This window comes from Haemophilus haemolyticus, assembly GCF_001008275.1.
Taxonomy (GTDB): domain Bacteria; phylum Pseudomonadota; class Gammaproteobacteria; order Enterobacterales; family Pasteurellaceae; genus Haemophilus; species Haemophilus haemolyticus_P.
Map to the genome: position 1 here is coordinate 18,869 of NZ_LCTH01000002.1, position 15,549 is coordinate 34,417.

16 protein-coding genes are annotated in these 15,549 nt (G+C 40.6%); 15 read left to right on the forward strand and 1 reads right to left on the reverse strand.

All coding sequences use genetic code 11. The annotated features are described in order from the left end of the window. Positions 1-119: 119 nt before the first annotated feature. The 3 genes from apbC to AAX15_RS00095 all read left to right on the forward strand — a co-directional run bounded on the left by apbC (position 120) and on the right by AAX15_RS00095 (position 2,079). A complete protein-coding gene (apbC, locus tag AAX15_RS00085; protein WP_046938546.1) occupies positions 120-1,232 on the forward strand; it encodes an iron-sulfur cluster carrier protein ApbC in 1,113 nt (370 codons plus the stop codon). Positions 1,233-1,456: 224 nt separating this feature from the next. Then, a complete protein-coding gene (locus AAX15_RS00090) occupies positions 1,457-1,726 on the forward strand; it encodes an AbrB/MazE/SpoVT family DNA-binding domain-containing protein (protein WP_046938547.1) in 270 nt (89 codons plus the stop codon). Continuing rightward, positions 1,726-2,079, forward strand: coding sequence for a type II toxin-antitoxin system PemK/MazF family toxin (locus AAX15_RS00095; protein WP_006995906.1), 354 nt, complete (start codon positions 1,726-1,728; stop codon positions 2,077-2,079). The genes AAX15_RS00090 and AAX15_RS00095 overlap by 1 nt, the downstream gene beginning before the upstream one ends. A 33-nt stretch (positions 2,080-2,112) precedes the next feature. Here the strand turns inward: AAX15_RS00095 and AAX15_RS00100 are convergent, their stop codons facing one another. Continuing rightward, positions 2,113-2,775 (reverse strand): NAD(P)H-dependent oxidoreductase, encoded by a 663-nt coding sequence (locus tag AAX15_RS00100; protein WP_046938548.1) that lies wholly within the window; start codon positions 2,773-2,775, stop codon positions 2,113-2,115. 112 nt (positions 2,776-2,887) lie between these two features. Here AAX15_RS00100 and siaB point away from each other — a divergent pair, with 112 nt between their 5' ends. The 12 genes from siaB to hycI all read left to right on the forward strand — a co-directional run bounded on the left by siaB (position 2,888) and on the right by hycI (position 15,500). After that, positions 2,888-3,562, forward strand: coding sequence for a 5-acetyl neuraminic acid cytidyl-transferase (gene siaB / locus AAX15_RS00105; protein ID WP_005646563.1), 675 nt, complete (start codon positions 2,888-2,890; stop codon positions 3,560-3,562). A gap of 433 nt (positions 3,563-3,995) precedes the next feature. Beyond that, positions 3,996-4,595, forward strand: a complete 600-nt coding sequence (locus tag AAX15_RS00110) for a 4Fe-4S dicluster domain-containing protein (RefSeq protein ID WP_046938549.1) — start codon at positions 3,996-3,998, stop codon at positions 4,593-4,595. Between the two features lie 42 nt (positions 4,596-4,637). After that, complete coding sequence (gene hyfB, locus AAX15_RS00115; RefSeq protein ID WP_046938550.1) at positions 4,638-6,659, forward strand: hydrogenase 4 subunit B; 2,022 nt, start codon at positions 4,638-4,640, stop codon at positions 6,657-6,659. Positions 6,660-6,668: 9 nt separating this feature from the next. Then, positions 6,669-7,631 (forward strand): respiratory chain complex I subunit 1 family protein, encoded by a 963-nt coding sequence (locus tag AAX15_RS00120; protein WP_046938551.1) that lies wholly within the window; start codon positions 6,669-6,671, stop codon positions 7,629-7,631. A gap of 9 nt (positions 7,632-7,640) precedes the next feature. Continuing rightward, positions 7,641-9,086: a hydrogenase 4 subunit D gene (locus AAX15_RS00125; RefSeq protein WP_005631962.1), complete on the forward strand. Its 1,446-nt coding sequence runs from the start codon at positions 7,641-7,643 to the stop codon at positions 9,084-9,086. 10 nt (positions 9,087-9,096) lie between these two features. Then, positions 9,097-9,735: a hydrogenase 4 membrane subunit gene (gene hyfE, locus AAX15_RS00130; protein ID WP_046938552.1), complete on the forward strand. Its 639-nt coding sequence runs from the start codon at positions 9,097-9,099 to the stop codon at positions 9,733-9,735. A gap of 4 nt (positions 9,736-9,739) precedes the next feature. Further along, a complete protein-coding gene (locus AAX15_RS00135; RefSeq protein WP_046938553.1) occupies positions 9,740-11,278 on the forward strand; it encodes a hydrogenase 4 subunit F in 1,539 nt (512 codons plus the stop codon). A gap of 19 nt (positions 11,279-11,297) precedes the next feature. Next, on the forward strand, positions 11,298-13,028 hold the full coding sequence (locus AAX15_RS00140; RefSeq protein ID WP_046938554.1) for a hydrogenase large subunit: 1,731 nt from the start codon (positions 11,298-11,300) through the stop codon (positions 13,026-13,028). Between the two features lie 10 nt (positions 13,029-13,038). Beyond that, positions 13,039-13,614, forward strand: a complete 576-nt coding sequence (locus tag AAX15_RS00145) for a formate hydrogenlyase complex iron-sulfur subunit (protein ID WP_005626087.1) — start codon at positions 13,039-13,041, stop codon at positions 13,612-13,614. Then, complete coding sequence (locus tag AAX15_RS00150) at positions 13,611-14,387, forward strand: NADH-quinone oxidoreductase subunit B family protein (protein WP_005634686.1); 777 nt, start codon at positions 13,611-13,613, stop codon at positions 14,385-14,387. Before AAX15_RS00145 ends, AAX15_RS00150 begins: the two co-directional genes overlap by 4 nt. Before the next feature lie 254 nt (positions 14,388-14,641). Continuing rightward, positions 14,642-15,049: a formate hydrogenlyase maturation HycH family protein gene (locus tag AAX15_RS00155; protein WP_046938555.1), complete on the forward strand. Its 408-nt coding sequence runs from the start codon at positions 14,642-14,644 to the stop codon at positions 15,047-15,049. Beyond that, entirely contained in the window at positions 15,042-15,500 is a 459-nt protein-coding gene (gene hycI, locus AAX15_RS00160) for a hydrogenase maturation peptidase HycI (protein WP_046938556.1), read from the forward strand. The genes AAX15_RS00155 and hycI overlap by 8 nt, the downstream gene beginning before the upstream one ends. The last annotated feature ends 49 nt before the right edge of the window (positions 15,501-15,549 follow it).

The window sequence follows — 15,549 nt, forward strand, 5'->3', positions numbered from 1 at the left end:
GTGGACATCTTACCCGATACAGGGCTTTTTTTCTAGTTTGAAAAACTTTAACTTAACATACTGCACTTTCCGTGATTAAATATGCCCGACAAATTTACTCTACTAAACAGGAAGTTATTATGGCAACCTACTTTTCTGATAATTTGACTGCTGAGCAGCAAAATCAAGTTCAGCAGATTATTCAACAATTTCAGCATCCAACTCTGCAAAAGGATTTGATTGCGCTTAATACTTTGAAAAAAGTGGAAAAGGGCGGTGATACTTTACGCATTGAATTGAAATTACCTTTTGCGTGGAATTCGGGTGCAGAACAGTTAAAACAAGCGGTTTCAGATGCGTTATTGAAAGCAACAGATTGCAAAGCAATTAAATGGGCGGTGACTTATCAAATCGCCACACTCAAACGTGCGAATAATCAACCCGCCGTAAAAGGTGTGAAAAATATTATTGCGGTGAGTTCTGGCAAAGGCGGTGTAGGGAAATCATCGGTTTCTGTTAATCTCGCTTTAGCATTACAAGCACAAGGCGCACGTGTCGGGATTTTAGATGCGGATATTTATGGCCCATCTATTCCTCATATGTTAGGCGCAGCGGATCAACGTCCAACTTCGCCAGATAATCAACACATCACTCCAATTAAAGCACATGGTTTATCTGCAAATTCCATTGGCTTTTTGATGAATGAAGATAGCGCAACAATTTGGCGCGGCCCAATGGCGAGTAGCGCATTAAGCCAATTATTAAATGAAACCCTATGGGATAGTTTAGATTATCTTGTTATCGATATGCCACCGGGCACCGGCGATATTCAACTTACCTTATCACAACAAATCCCTGTGACTGGCGCCGTGGTAGTGACAACCCCGCAAGATATTGCTTTGCTTGATGCGGTGAAAGGTATTGCAATGTTTGAGCGAGTCTCCGTACCAGTGTTGGGTATTGTGGAAAATATGTCAATGCATATTTGTAGCGAGTGCGGTCACCACGAAGCGATTTTTGGTACAGGCGGTGCAGAGAAAATGGCTGAAAAATACAATGTAAAAGTATTAGCTCAACTTCCTTTACACATTCGTATCCGTGAAGATTTAGATGCGGGCAACCCAACTGTTGTGCGAGTGCCTGAAAATGAAATTTCACAAGCATTCCTACAACTTGCAGAAAAAGTCTCCACAGAACTTTACTGGCAAGGTTCCGTAATCCCAAGTGAGATTTTATTTAAAGAAGTGAAATAATCGAAAAAAAGATAGGGCTGCATTTGCAGCCCTTAAAATTTATTTTCATCTAATTTACCTTGAATACGATGAAATGATCCTTTTATTTGACATAAACAAATATAAAGCTACACTAGCAGAGTATCATTAAGTGATACATTATTGCCAATAGTTAATTAGTATAAGGAGAGGCTGATTTTTGACTTATTTTTTATTAAAAATAAACTTTTGTCAGCTATATAACGATGAATATGAGATTACAAGTAAAACAGTGGGGAAATAGTAAAGCGATTCGTTTGCCTAAGGACTTTACCGATTCTATGAATTTAGATATGGGGGATTTTTTGGAACTAGAAAAAATCAGCGACACTACAATTAAAGTGATTGTTGTTCCTAATAAACTGAAAAAAAGAAAAAGATTAACCTTAGATGAACGCCTTGCAATGACCTCATCAAAACAATTACCCGTCATTCAAGAATGGGATTTACTTGAGCCGACAGGGCAGGAAATTTGATGGCTAAACAACAATTTAAAAGAGGCGATATTATCACGGTTTGCTTAAATCCCGTTGTAGGAAATGAATTGCAGGGTGAGAAGCGTCCTGCATTAGTATTAAGCGATAATAAATTTCATAATTTGGGATTTATGATGATAGCACCGATTACACAAGGAAATGCGGCGCTTGCCAGAGAAAATGGTTTTGCGGTAACGCTAAGTGGAACAGGCTGTAAGACACAAGGTGTCGTTGTTGCATATCAAGCCAGAATAATTGATTTTCGAGGTAGAGACGCGAAAAAAGTTGAATCTGTACCAGATTATGTTTTATTTGAAGTTCAAGACATTGTTGAAGCGATTTTAAGAGATTAAAAAATGCCCTAGTTTTGCTAGGGCAATTTTTATTTACTTCACCCATCTCACCACTTCATCCAGCCCTTTACGGGATTTTTTCGCAATATCGCGTGAGCGGTAGCCAAAGGTTGCGGCGACAGAAACCGCATATTCTTGAGGATCGAATAATCCTTCTTCGGCGAGGCATTCGTTCATTTTATCGTAATGAAAACCTTCGATAGGGCAAGAATCGATGCCAAGGGCGGCAGCGCCAGTAAGCATATTGGCAAGGGCGATATAAGTTTGTTTACTGCACCAATCAAATAAAGTGCGGTCGCTTTCCAGCAATTTCATATCTTCTTCTTGCAGGGCTTTGTATTTTGCGAGGGCGGCTTGTTGTTGCTCTGCGTTCAAGCCTTTGCGTGCCATCACATCCACAAAAAATGGGCTGTCATAACGGGCATTTTTCTTCGCTAAAATCACCACAAGGTGACTGCAATGATCAAGCTGATTCATCATTCCCCAGCTAAAAGGTTTCATTTTTTCGCGCAGGGTTTTATTTTGAATCACTAAAAATTTCCAAGGCTCAGAGCCTACAGAACTCGGCGATAATCGACCGCACTCTAAAATACATTCAAAATCTTCATCACTGATTTTTTTTGTTGGGTCGTAATAACGTGTTGAGCTGCGCTGATGGAAGAGTTCAAGAACTTGTTCACGAGTAAGTTGAGTCATTTTATTTCCTCTTTTTTAAACAAAATGTGCTGCCATATTAAAGATTAGTTTTTGCTAAAACAAGGGAAAGATTCTAGAATAGTCAGCACTTTTATCACAGAGGGTGAAAATAATGACAAGAATTGCAATTATTCCTGCTAGAGCAGGTTCTAAAGGAATTAAAGACAAAAATTTACAGCTTGTGGGTGGCGTTTCTTTGGTCGGGCGAGCGATTTTAGCGGCGCAAGAATCGGGCATGTTTGATCAAATTGTGGTGACATCAGACGGTGAAAATATTTTAAAAGAAGCCACAAAATACGGCGCAAAAGCCGTGGCACGCCCTGAAAGTTTGGCACAAAGTGATACACGCACCATTGATGCGATTTTGCATTGCTTAGAAACACTCAATATTTCACAAGGCACCGCCGCACTTTTGCAGCCAACCAGCCCATTACGCAATGCTTTAGATATTCGTAATGCAATGGAAATTTTCCTTGGTGGCAAATATAAATCCGTGGTTTCCGCTTGTGAATGTGAGCACCATCCTTATAAATCCTTCACTTTAGAAGGCACCGAAGTTCAGCCTATTCACGAATTAACGGATTTTGAAGCCCCTCGCCAAAAATTACCGAAATCTTATCGTGCAAATGGCGCAATTTATATTAATGACATCGAAAGTCTCTTTGAAGAAAAACGCTTTTTTATTGCGCCAATGCGTTTTTATTTAATGCCAACTTATCGTTCCATTGATATTGATTCCACACTTGATTTGCAATTAGCAGAAAGTTTAATTTCAAAAGAATTTTAAAAAAATTGACCGCACTTTGCGGTCTTTTTTATGCCTATTCTGTTTATTCCCATTTAGAAAAGAGGATTTTTATAATGAAAATCCACTTCAAAGCAGTCTCCAAAACTTGCGAAAAACCTACCGCACTTTTGTGTTAAATGAGAAAATACCAACAGGATTTTAACATTGCATTAGCAATTGTTTTTCAATAATTAGTTTAATAGTTTCAATTACTTACAATATTAACAAATTGAATTGAGAGTCAATCTCAATACCAAATTTTCCCTTCGATAAAAACAAAAAAATTTATGATCTCAGTCAATAAAACAATCGTTTTACTCTAGTCTGGGTAACTCTGAAGGAGTATCCTTATTTTCAGAGTGGTTATTGGACGTTTGGGTGTAATGCCCTCCACTTACTTTCTGTTTCTATCTATTATAATTTGGGGGAAAATATGAACCGTTTTGTTATAGGTGATCCGAAAGATTGCATTGGATGCAATACCTGTATGGCTGCTTGCAGCGAAGTACACAAAGCTTTTGGATTACAATCCTTTCCGCGGTTACAAGTAATGCGCAACGACGATATTACTGTGCCGATCTTATGTCGTCATTGTGATGATTCACCTTGTGCTACAGTATGTCCTGTACACGCGATAAAGCATGATAATGACACCATTCAACTTAATGAAAGTTTATGCATTGGCTGTAAACTTTGCGCCATTGCTTGTCCATTCGGGGCGATTACTCAACATGGTAGCGCGCCATTAGACGCACCAAACCACTACGACAGTTTCTCTTTCACTGATGCGGTAAAACGTGATATTCGCACTGCACCGAATAATACCGATGTTCATAATATGCTTGCATGGGAACCAGGTGTAAAAGCCATTGCGGTGAAATGCGACCTTTGCTATTTCCGTGAAGAAGGTCCTGCTTGTATGCAAACTTGCCCAACAAAAACTTTATTCTTAATTAGTGATGAGAGTATCGAACAAGCAAATCGCAAAAAACGCGAAATGGCAATGATGGGTTCACCTGTCGTGCCAAGATAAAAGTTTATTGTTTGTTTACTCGTTAATCAATGGAGTGAAATTATGAGTTCTTCAATCAGTTTACTCATCACGTCCTTGTTGATTTATGTCGTTGGTGCGTTTATTTCTCTCGCTATGCGAAAAAATGAACAACTTTCAATCAATATATCCGGCGTGACCGGTGTACTTGGTGGCTTGTTAGGCATTGTTGCCTGCATTCCCGTGCTTATCAGCAACGATACGGTCGTTGATGTGTTTTCAACCCCTTTCGACTTCGCCCAATTTTCAATCCGCATTGACGGATTAGCTGCGTTTATGGTGTGTGTCATTTCTTTAATGGTTATTATCACCGCACTTTATTCCTTTTCCTATGTGAAAGAATACATTGGCAAAGGCGCTGGCACGATGGGCTTCTTTATGAATTTGTTTATCGCCTCAATGGTTGCTTTAGTCACCAGCGATAACGCTTTCTACTTTTTAGTGTTCTTTGAAATGATGTCTTTGGCATCTTACTTCTTAGTACTAACCGAACAAGATGATAACGCAACTAATGCGGGCTTATTGTATTTCTTCATTGCTCACGCTGGTTCTGTGTTGATTATGATCGCTTTCTTTATTTTCTATTGCTACGCAGGTAGCTTTGAATTTGAAGCCTTCCGCCACACTGAGCTTTCAATGCCTTTAGCCTTTACGGTATTTATTTTGGCATTTCTTGGTTTCGGCGCAAAAGCAGGGATGATTCCGTTACATAGCTGGTTACCAAAAGCTCACCCAGCTGCACCTTCTCATGCTTCTGCAATGATGTCTGGTGTGATGGTTAAAATCGGTATTTTCGGGATTATCAAAGTCGGTATTGATCTACTTGGCGCACACAATATGTGGTTTGGTGTGATTGTGCTTGCTTTTGGCGCAGTCTCTTCTGTGCTTGGCGTACTTTATGCTTTAGCTGAACATGACATCAAAAAACTTTTGGCGTATCACACCGTAGAAAACATCGGCATTATTATGATGGGTGTGGGTGTCGGTATGATTGGTATGGCAATCCATAATCCTGTACTTGCTATTGTCGGTTTACTTGGCGGTTTATATCACTTACTTAACCATGCGGTATTCAAAGGCTTATTGTTCTTGGGTGCTGGTTCTGTGATGTACCGTTTACATTCAAAAGATATGGATTTAATGGGCGGACTTGGCAAATTAATGCCATTTACTGCTTTCTGTTTCTTGATAGGTACTATGGCAATTTCTGCGTTACCACCGTTTAACGGTTTTGTGAGTGAATGGTTTACTTATCAATCTTTATTCAGCCTAAGCCAACACAATGATGTGGTATTACGTATCGCTGGCCCTGTTGCAATTATTATGCTTGCCTTAACAGGTGCACTTGCCGCACTTTGTTTCGTGAAAGTGTATGGCATTAGCTTTGGTGGTGCACCACGTAGCGAAAAAGCAGCACATGCACGCGAAGTGCCAAAACCAATGGTGATTGCAATGGCAATCTTGGCATTATTCTGCGTACTTTTAGGCGTGGGCGCTTCTGTGGTAACCCCAATTATTGCCAATATTGCAACCGCACTTTCTCATAATGAAATGCTTAATTTAGCTGAAAATGGCGTAGTGGTAGCAAGCAATACACCGAATACTGTGCTTTCTACACCAATGGTGAGCATTATGTTGATTGCATTCTTTGTGTTGCCGTTTATGTATTACGCTTATACCAAAGGCAATCGTATGTCAGATCGTGCCAAAGGCAATCCTTGGGCTTGTGGTTATGCTTACGAAATGGATATGGCAGCCTCTGCGGGTAGTTTTACTCGTCCGCTTCGTATTATCTTCAAACCACTTTATACCTTGCGTCAAGTGCTTGATCCTGCGCCTGCTGGTGAAAAAGGTATCAATGCATTAATTTCAGGTGCGACCAAAACAGAACCATTCTGGGAAGAAAAAGTAACAATGCCGATTGCGCATTTTATCCCATGGTTAGGTCGTAAAATTCAATGGCTACAACAAGGCGACTTCCGCGTTTATTGCGTGTACTTCGTGATTGCCTTGGTTGTGTTATTACTTTCCATTGCGTTGATGTAGGAGGAAATTATGATTTCATTACCTTCAGAAATTTCCACTTCCGCTGGAATGTTCTTTTTAGCCATTGTGCAAGCGTTAATTCTTCTTGCTTTGGCTCCGCTCTTTTCAGGCATTTCACGGATGATTCGGGCTCGTATTCAATCTCGTCGTGGCCCAGGCTTGTTACAAGATTATCGCGACATTGCTAAATTAATGACACGTCAAAATATTTGTCCAGATAATGCGGGCTGGGTATCTCGTGTTATGCCTTATGTGTTAATTAGCACCGTCATGGTGGTTGCGATGAGTTTACCCATGTTTACTCATCACTCACCGTTTGGGGCAGGCAGTGATTTAATCACCGTTATTTATTTGTTTGCGTTGTTCCGCTTTTTCTTTTCAATTGCGGGTTTGGATTCTAACAGTACTTTCTCAAGTTTAGGTGCAAGCCGTGAAGTGACATTAGGCGTACTTGTTGAACCAATCTTAATGTTGGCATTCATTGTGATCGCTTTAATAGCAGGTTCTACAAATTTTGCAGTAATTAGCACCGCACTTTCTAGCCAACCTTGGCAATATCCTGTTGCAACAGTCATTGCCTTAGTTGCCGCCGCTTTTGCGATCTTTATTGAAATGGGCAAAATTCCATTTGACTTGGCTGAAGCAGAACAAGAACTTCAAGAAGGCCCACTTACTGAATATTCAGGCCCTTCTTTCGCCTTATTGAAAGTCGGTTTGAGTTTAAAATCAATGGTGGTTGCCTCTATCTTTGTGAGCGTGCTTTTCCCATTCGGTGCAGCACAAGAGTTCACGGTAAGTGCGGTCATTTTAGGTATCGTTTCTTTCTTTGTGAAATTGCTCGTGGTATTTATCGCTGCATGTGTGTTTGAAAACACATTGGCACGTACCCGCTTTATGCTAACAGGACGTTTAACTGTGGTCGGTTTCGGCATTTCAGTGTTGGCGTTTGTGTTTTACTTCACAGGATTGTAAGGAGAAAATATGGAACGTTTAGCACTAATTACAATCATTTTGCCGTTTGTCGGTGCGTTTATTGTGGGGTTGAACAAACAATCTTTCCCAAAAATTGCCACAATTTTTGCCGCACTTGCTACCCTTGGCACACTTGCTGTGGCGGGGCAGTGGTATGCAAATGGCGCACAATCTGTTACCTATGATTTAGTTAAATTTGGTGATACCGCCATCTTCGGCGTAACCTTAGATGCAGTGAGTACATTAATTGCCTTTGCCGTTGTAGGTTTAGGTTTCTTAATTTGCTTATATTCTTGTGGCTACTTAACCGATAAAAACCGCGAACATCCGCATAACGGATTACCTCGTTTTTATGCTTTCTTATTGATTTTCATTGGTGCAATGGCAGGCTTGGTGTATTCATCTACTTTAGCGGGCCAGTTGCTTTTCTTTGAAATCACTGGGGGATGTTCTTGGGCATTAATCAGCTATTATCAAAGCCAAAAAGCAATGGCGGCTGCGATGAAAGCATTGATTATCACTCACGTAGGTTCATTAGGTTTATATCTTGCTGCGGCTTATTTATTTAGCCAATCTGGCACATTCTCTATCACAGCGTTAGAACATCTTGCGCCAGAAGCGAAAACCATTGTGTTATTTGGTGTGATGTTTGCCGCATGGGGTAAATCAGCACAACTTCCAATGCAAATTTGGTTACCAAATGCGATGGAAGCGCCAACACCAGTCAGTGCGTATTTGCACGCGGCATCAATGGTAAAAGTGGGCGTCTATATTTTCGCGCGTTCCGTGATGTCAGCTGGTGAAATTCCGCACATTGTGGGTGAAGTGGGAATTGTGATGGCAATGATTACATTGATTTATGGTTTCTTAATGTACTTGCCACAAGCAGATTTAAAACGCTTACTTGCGTATTCAACCATTACTCAACTTTCTTACATTTTCATCGGGCTTTCTCTTGCAGCATTAGGTTCTAAATTAGCTTTTGTTGCAGCGATTGCTTATATCTTTAACCACGCCTTTGCGAAAAGTTTATTCTTCTTAGTTGCAGGTTCATTGAGCTATGCCACAGGTACACGTTCAATGCCTCGTTTACAAGGGATTATGCGCACCATGCCTGTTGTTGGTACAGGATTTGGTATTGCCGCATTGGCTATTGCTGGTGTGCCACCGTTTAACGGTTTCTTCAGCAAATTCCCATTGTTTGCCGCTGGTTTCGACCTCGGGCAAGAATATTCATGGGTAACTTGGTTAATGGTGATTGCGTTGATTGAATCTACAGCAACATTTGTTTGGTTGCTTTATAAATTTGGTCAATGTGTTATCGGTAAACCATCTGAAGACGTGCAAAATGCACAACCATTGCCATTCTCTATGACATTTGTTTTAGTGATTTTAATGGTGATGTCTGTGTGTTCTAGCTTTATCGCTGCCTATTGGTTAGGCCTTGCGGGTTAAGGAGAGAATTATGTTAATGATTAATGTATTAGCGAGTTTACTCATCATTACATCGCTTTGTGTCATTATGGCAAAAACCGCAAAAAAATCCGCGTTGTGCTATGGCTTACAGTCTCTTGTATTGGTGGTGTTATTCGTTTATTTGGCATTTGAAATGCAAGCTCACGAACTTTATATGTGGTCCATTAGTGCATTCATCACGAAAGTATTATTAGTGCCAGGAATTTTAATCTTTTCTTTACGAAAAATTGACGAAAGTCAAACTCCTGCAGGAATGAATGTCGCTTGGTTGATCCCGATCACATCTATCATCGTTTGCTTATGTTACTTTGTTGTCATTCCAGTGAACTTACCGTTAGTTGAACATTTAAAACCTGCGTTGTCAGTATCACTTAGCCACTTCCTTTTAGGTTTAGTGTGTATTATGAGCCAACGCAATATTGTGAAGCAAGTTTTCGGTTATTGTTTAATGGAAAACGGTGCGCATTTAACTTTGGCTTTACTTGCCAACAATGCGCCAGAATTAGTTGAAATCGGCATTGCCACCGATGCGATTTTTGCGGTCATCATTATGGTGGTGTTGGTGAATAAAATTTACCGCACTTTCAACACTGTTGATGCCAAACAACTTATGAGTTTGAAGGGGTAACGCTATGTATGAACAATGGATAATTGCGTTATTAGTCGCACCTTTAGTCATCGCTTTTGAAAGCTTTGCACTACGCGGAACAAAAAATCGGACAGTTTGTACCGCATTCCATATTACTGGGTTAATTTTGATGTTGTTCTTTTCCATACAAGTCATTTCTGGCGTGTTGGAAAAAGGCAGTATCAGTGCATTTAACAACTGGGTGTATGTTGATAGTCTTTCTGCCATCTTCTTAGGCTTAATTGCTGTCGTGGGTTCACTTGCTGGTGTGTATTCCATCGGTTATATGAACACAGAATTGGAAGAAGGGCATATTGATTTTAAAACCTATGCTCATTACCACGGTTTCTTACATTTATTCTTCTTTACGATGATTGTGTCAGTTATCACCAATAACTTGATTTTAATGTGGGTTGCCATTGAAGCGACAACATTAAGCTCCGCGTTTTTGGTCGGTACTTACAAACAAAAAACATCTCTTGAAGCCGCGTGGAAATACATCATCATCTGTTCTGTGGGCGTTGCCTTCGGTTTATACGGCACACTTTTAACCTTTGCTAATGCAAATGGCGTGCTTGCCGATCCAAGCCAAGCGATTTTCTGGTCAGCCGTGAATCAACAAGCCACAGGTTTAAACCCAATGTTGATGTATATCGCATTCGCTTTCGTATTGATTGGTTTCGGCACGAAGTGCGGTCTATTTCCAATGCATACTTGGTTATCAGACGCACACAGTGAAGCACCAAGCCCAGTGAGTGCAATTTTATCAGCGGTGTTATTAAACTGTGCAATGCTTGTGGTGTTGCGTTACTACACATTGGTTTCAAAAGCAGTTGGCGCAGAATTTCCACAAACTTTAATGTTGATCTTCGGTTTACTTTCAGTGCTTGTGGCGGCGTTATTTATCATCGTGCAATTTGATATTAAACGCTTGCTTGCTTACTCAAGTATCGAAAATATGGGCTTAATCAGCTTTGCTTTCGGTCTTGGTGGTCCAATTGGGGTATTTGCAGGTTTACTTCACACCATCAACCACAGTCTTGCTAAAACTTTATTATTCTGTGCATCGGGTAATATTCTATTGAAATATAAAACCCGTGATATGAATCAAGTGCGTGGATTATGGCGTGTTGCACCAGTGAGTGCGGTGCTTTTTGCCGGTGGTGCGTTGGCATTGGGCGGTATCCCTCCATTTAACGTATTTGTGAGTGAATTTAGTGTTGTGGTCGCAGGGATTACAGCGGGTAAAACTTGGTTAGTTATTTTATGCTTAATTTTACTCACTATCGTGCTTGCAGGACTTGCCTTAATGCTATTAAAAACAGTGCTTGGTAAACAACCTGACAATGTTGAAGCAGGCGAAGTCAGTGAAGTCTTTTTGGCGGCAATGGCCATACTATTGTTGTTAATGTTTGTAATGGGTATCCATATTGCAGAGCCAATCTTGCAGTTACTAAAAAGTGCGGTAGGAATTGTGCTTGGATCTGAACATGTGTCCTTTGGCGATATGCTAGTTTTACCTTGGCAAAGTTTAGCGAAATGATCGACAACTGGGGGAAAAAATGGAATTAACTAAAAATACATCGGTCGATCCGGTAAAAATGCTCGGCAAAAATTATATTGAAGCCGTTAATGCAAAATTTCCGAATACCATTTTAGATGAGGAGTGGTCTACACCGAATCAAGTAACGTTAACGGTGAAAACTAATATGTTACCTGATGTGGTGGAATATCTTTACTATCAACATGAAGGCTGGTTGCCATTAGTTTTTGGTAACGATGAACGCTCAATTCATGGTCATTATGCAGTGTATTACGTGCTTTCTATGGAAGGTGTCGTCAAAACTTTTGTGACGATTAAAGCACTAGTGGATCCTGTCACACTGGAATTTCCTTCCGTCACACCGAAAGTCAAAGCGGCGGTGTGGGGTGAACGTGAATTATTTGATATGTACGGTTTAAAAGCCGTTGGTCTTCCCGATCAACGCCGTTTAGTGTTACCAGATGATTGGCCAGATGATCTTTACCCATTACGTAAAGATTCGATGGATTACCGTTTGCGTCCAGATCCGACTACGGCAACGGAAACCTATGAGTTTATTAACGAAAAAGGCGAAGCGCGTATTGTGCCTATCGGCCCTCTCCATATTACATCTGATGAACCTGGACACTTCCGTTTGTTTGTCGATGGGGAAGATATTATTGATGCGGACTACCGTTTATTCTATGTACACCGTGGTATGGAAAAATTGGCAGAAACCCGAATGGATTACGATCAGGTCAATTTCTTGGCTGACCGTGTGTGCGGTATCTGCGGTTTTACCCATAGTGTTGCTTATGCTAACTCAGTCGAAAATGCGTTAGGTATTCAAATTCCTGAACGTGCACAATGGATTCGTGCAATTTTGTTGGAAGTTGAACGCTTGCACAGTCATTTATTGAACTTAGGTTTATCTAGCCACTTTACTGGTTTTGATACAGGCTTTATGCAATTCTTCCGTGTTCGTGAAAAATCGATGACACTTGCGGAGGTGCTTACTGGTGCGCGTAAAACCTATGGTATTAACTTAATCGGCGGTGTACGCCGCGATATGTTGAAACACCAACGTGAACAATGCATTAAGCTTATTGCAGAAATGCGTGAAGAGCTTAAAACTTTGGTAGATATTTTACTCAATACGCCAAATATGGAACAACGTACTGTGGGCGTAGGAGTGCTTGATCGTCAAGTTGCGCGTGATTTCAGCCCGGTCGGACCGATGATTCGAGGTTCTGGCTTCGCACGTGATGTGCGTAAAATTCACCCCTTCTCTGGCTATGGCGATGTACCATTCAATATGTTCACCGAACAAGGTGGCGATGTGATTTCTCGTGTGAAAGTGCGGGTAAATGAAGTATTTGAATCCATGAATATCATTGATTATATGGTAGATAACTTGCCTACTGGTGCGATTATCACTGAAGGTTTCAATTACACCCCTGGACGTTTTGCCTTAGGTATCACGGAAGCACCGCGTGGTGAAGACATTCACTGGTCAATGCTTGGTGATAACCAAAAATTATATCGCTGGCGTTGTCGTGCAGCGACTTATGCAAACTGGCCAACTTTACGTTATATGTTGCGTGGCAATACGGTATCAGATGCGCCACTTATCATTGGTAGCCTTGACCCTTGCTATTCTTGTACTGACCGTGTGACCGTGGTGGATGTTCGTAAATGCAAAGCACAAACGGTTTCTTACAAAGAAATCGAACGCTACGGCATTGAACGTAAAAATTCACCATTAAAATAGGGGGCGCACAATGTTTAAATTACTTAAAACCGTATTAAATGCGGGGGATGTTACCACTAAATATCCGTTTAAACCCTATGAAGTTGATCCTGATTTCCGTGGTAAACCAGAACTGAACTCTGATCAATGTATTGTTTGTGCAGCCTGTACAATGGCATGTCCAGCTAATGCGCTTACCATGCGTACCGATCCAGAAACAGGCGAACGTACTTGGTCATTATTTTTAGGTCGCTGCATTTTCTGTGGCCGTTGTGAAGAAGTTTGCCCAACAAAAGCCATTCGTTTAAGCCAAGATTTTGAATTATCAGTCAGCAATAAACAGGATCTTTATCAAGAAACAACCTTTACTACAACGATTTGTCATCAATGTGGTCAACCTTTCGTTTCTCATAAAGAACTTAATTATGCAGTAGATTTATTCAAACAAACATTGGATAACGATGAACTGGTTAAACATAAATTAGCGGTGCTCAACACTTGCCCAACCTGTAAACGCCAAAACAGTTTGGAAAAAACCGCCGATATGGAATCCAATATGCGCGTGAAATTGGCGTTATTTGATCACGTTAGGGAGATTGCAAGATGAACACACAAATCCCAATGCCCGTGAATGGTATTTCAACGCCATTTAGTGTGGATGAAAACATTGCGAAAATGAAACAAACTTTGTTGAAAAATATTCAACGTTCCGCTTATGTTTACCGCGTTGACTGTGGCGGTTGTAATGGTTGTGAAATTGAAATTTTTAGTACTATTACACCAACCTTTGACGCAGAACGTTTTGGGATTAAGGTTGTTGCATCACCTCGCCATGCGGATATTTTATTATTCACTGGTGCGGTAACTCGTGCAATGCGTACACCGGCAATGCGTGCTTATCAAGCTGCACCTGATCCAAAAATCTGTATTTCTTATGGGGCGTGCGGTTGTGGTGGCGGTATTTTCCATGACTTGTACTGCGTGTGGGGCGGTAGCGATCAAATTGTGCCAATTGATGTGTATATTCCTGGTTGCCCTCCAACTCCAGCCGCGACTATTTATGGTTTTGCAATGGCACTTGGTTTACTTGATCAAAAACTCAAAGGTAAACAAGAAATTGCCGATCCTAATGCCGAGGCTAAATTACGTTTCCCAAATATTCCATTAGATTTACGCGTGGAATTAGAACGTGAAGCGCGTCGTTTGGCGGGTTATCGACAAGGTGGAGACATTGCTAATCAATTTATGAGTATGATGTCTGAAAAAGATCGGGTTCCATTTGGTGTTCGCCTTGGCGAATTTTTGGAACGTGAAGCGGATCCACGCTTGAGTGAAATCGTAAACCGATTACATGCAATTAGTATGCCGTTTTCGGGATAGTCTAACGATTGCTAAATAAACTAATAGCTCCGTTTTGATTTCTGCCAAATCTCCCCTTACCCCTCTTTGCTAAAGAGGGGAATAAGAACGGTCAATTTCAATCTAGTTTTCTGTATTAACAACAGAAAATTAAAATCAGAGAGAAGATGCTTTATTGCTAAATAGAAATCCCCCTCTTAGCAAAGAGGGGTAAGGGGAGATTTGGCAGTATTGATTAGCGAAGAAATTACTTTACAAGTTTTATAGGACGTACCATGACAACCCAAGTTTTTTTCTATTTACTCAATGAGCGTTTTGTTGAAAACGATGAGCAAGTTCCAGAGCAAGCCAAGCAAGTAATGTATTATTCCCTTGCGATTGGTCATCATGTTGGTGTAATTGATTGCTTTAAAAAATTACTCATCTGCGATTATGCAGATTACCAACGTTTTGTAGATACCTTCCCTGAAGGGGATGCAAAGCGTAAGTTTGCGGGCTTAATGAAATTTGGTGAAATAGTGATTGATTCAAGTCATGTGAATTTATTGGCTAAGGCACTTGATGAAAATAGAGATAATTTTTCGCCTGAACATCAAAAATGGGTCGATATTTTAATGGACACGCTTGCTTCCATCCAGCGTGAACCTGTGATGTATATTATGGTGAAACGTCGTGATGAATGAAAATGTAATCCTAACTGTTGGTAACACAATGATGGGCGATGACGGTGCAGGCCCTTATCTTGCTCAGCTTTGTAGTGAAAATCCGTTGCCAAATTGGACCGCACTTGATGGTGGTTCAGCACCAGAAAATCTTGTGCATCAGATCCGAGCCATGAAATCAAAGCGTTTAATTATCTTTGATGCCACAGAAATGGAACTTCCCGTTGGCAAAATTCGCATTATCGACAAAGAACTTATCGCCGAAATGTTCTTCGTCAGCACGCATAATTTGCCACTTAATTTTTTAATCGAGCAATTAGAGGAAGATATTCCAGAGGTTATTTTTATTGGTATTCAACCCGATCTTGTTTCTTTTGGTTTTCCGATGAGTGAAGCTGTAAAAAGTGCGGTGGAGTTTTTCTATGAATTTTTGAAGGATGGGGGCGATTTAGGCGAAATTACTCGATTGTAATTGCCTTCATTCATAAAAAGCGATCGCTTAACTTGCGATCGTTTTTTTA

Bases quoted from the DNA above. Each gene is read 5' to 3' on its own strand.
- apbC (WP_046938546.1), top strand. From the start codon at position 120: ATGGCAACCTACTTTTCTGATAATTTGACTGCTGAGCAGCAAAATCAA.
- AAX15_RS00090 (WP_046938547.1), top strand. From the start codon at position 1,457: ATGAATATGAGATTACAAGTAAAACAGTGGGGAAATAGTAAAGCGATT.
- AAX15_RS00095 (WP_006995906.1), top strand. From the start codon at position 1,726: ATGGCTAAACAACAATTTAAAAGAGGCGATATTATCACGGTTTGCTTA.
- AAX15_RS00100 (WP_046938548.1), bottom strand. From the start codon at position 2,775: ATGACTCAACTTACTCGTGAACAAGTTCTTGAACTCTTCCATCAGCGC.
- siaB (WP_005646563.1), top strand. From the start codon at position 2,888: ATGACAAGAATTGCAATTATTCCTGCTAGAGCAGGTTCTAAAGGAATT.
- AAX15_RS00110 (WP_046938549.1), top strand. From the start codon at position 3,996: ATGAACCGTTTTGTTATAGGTGATCCGAAAGATTGCATTGGATGCAAT.
- hyfB (WP_046938550.1), top strand. From the start codon at position 4,638: ATGAGTTCTTCAATCAGTTTACTCATCACGTCCTTGTTGATTTATGTC.
- AAX15_RS00120 (WP_046938551.1), top strand. From the start codon at position 6,669: ATGATTTCATTACCTTCAGAAATTTCCACTTCCGCTGGAATGTTCTTT.
- AAX15_RS00125 (WP_005631962.1), top strand. From the start codon at position 7,641: ATGGAACGTTTAGCACTAATTACAATCATTTTGCCGTTTGTCGGTGCG.
- hyfE (WP_046938552.1), top strand. From the start codon at position 9,097: ATGTTAATGATTAATGTATTAGCGAGTTTACTCATCATTACATCGCTT.
- AAX15_RS00135 (WP_046938553.1), top strand. From the start codon at position 9,740: ATGTATGAACAATGGATAATTGCGTTATTAGTCGCACCTTTAGTCATC.
- AAX15_RS00140 (WP_046938554.1), top strand. From the start codon at position 11,298: ATGGAATTAACTAAAAATACATCGGTCGATCCGGTAAAAATGCTCGGC.
- AAX15_RS00145 (WP_005626087.1), top strand. From the start codon at position 13,039: ATGTTTAAATTACTTAAAACCGTATTAAATGCGGGGGATGTTACCACT.
- AAX15_RS00150 (WP_005634686.1), top strand. From the start codon at position 13,611: ATGAACACACAAATCCCAATGCCCGTGAATGGTATTTCAACGCCATTT.
- AAX15_RS00155 (WP_046938555.1), top strand. From the start codon at position 14,642: ATGACAACCCAAGTTTTTTTCTATTTACTCAATGAGCGTTTTGTTGAA.
- hycI (WP_046938556.1), top strand. From the start codon at position 15,042: ATGAATGAAAATGTAATCCTAACTGTTGGTAACACAATGATGGGCGAT.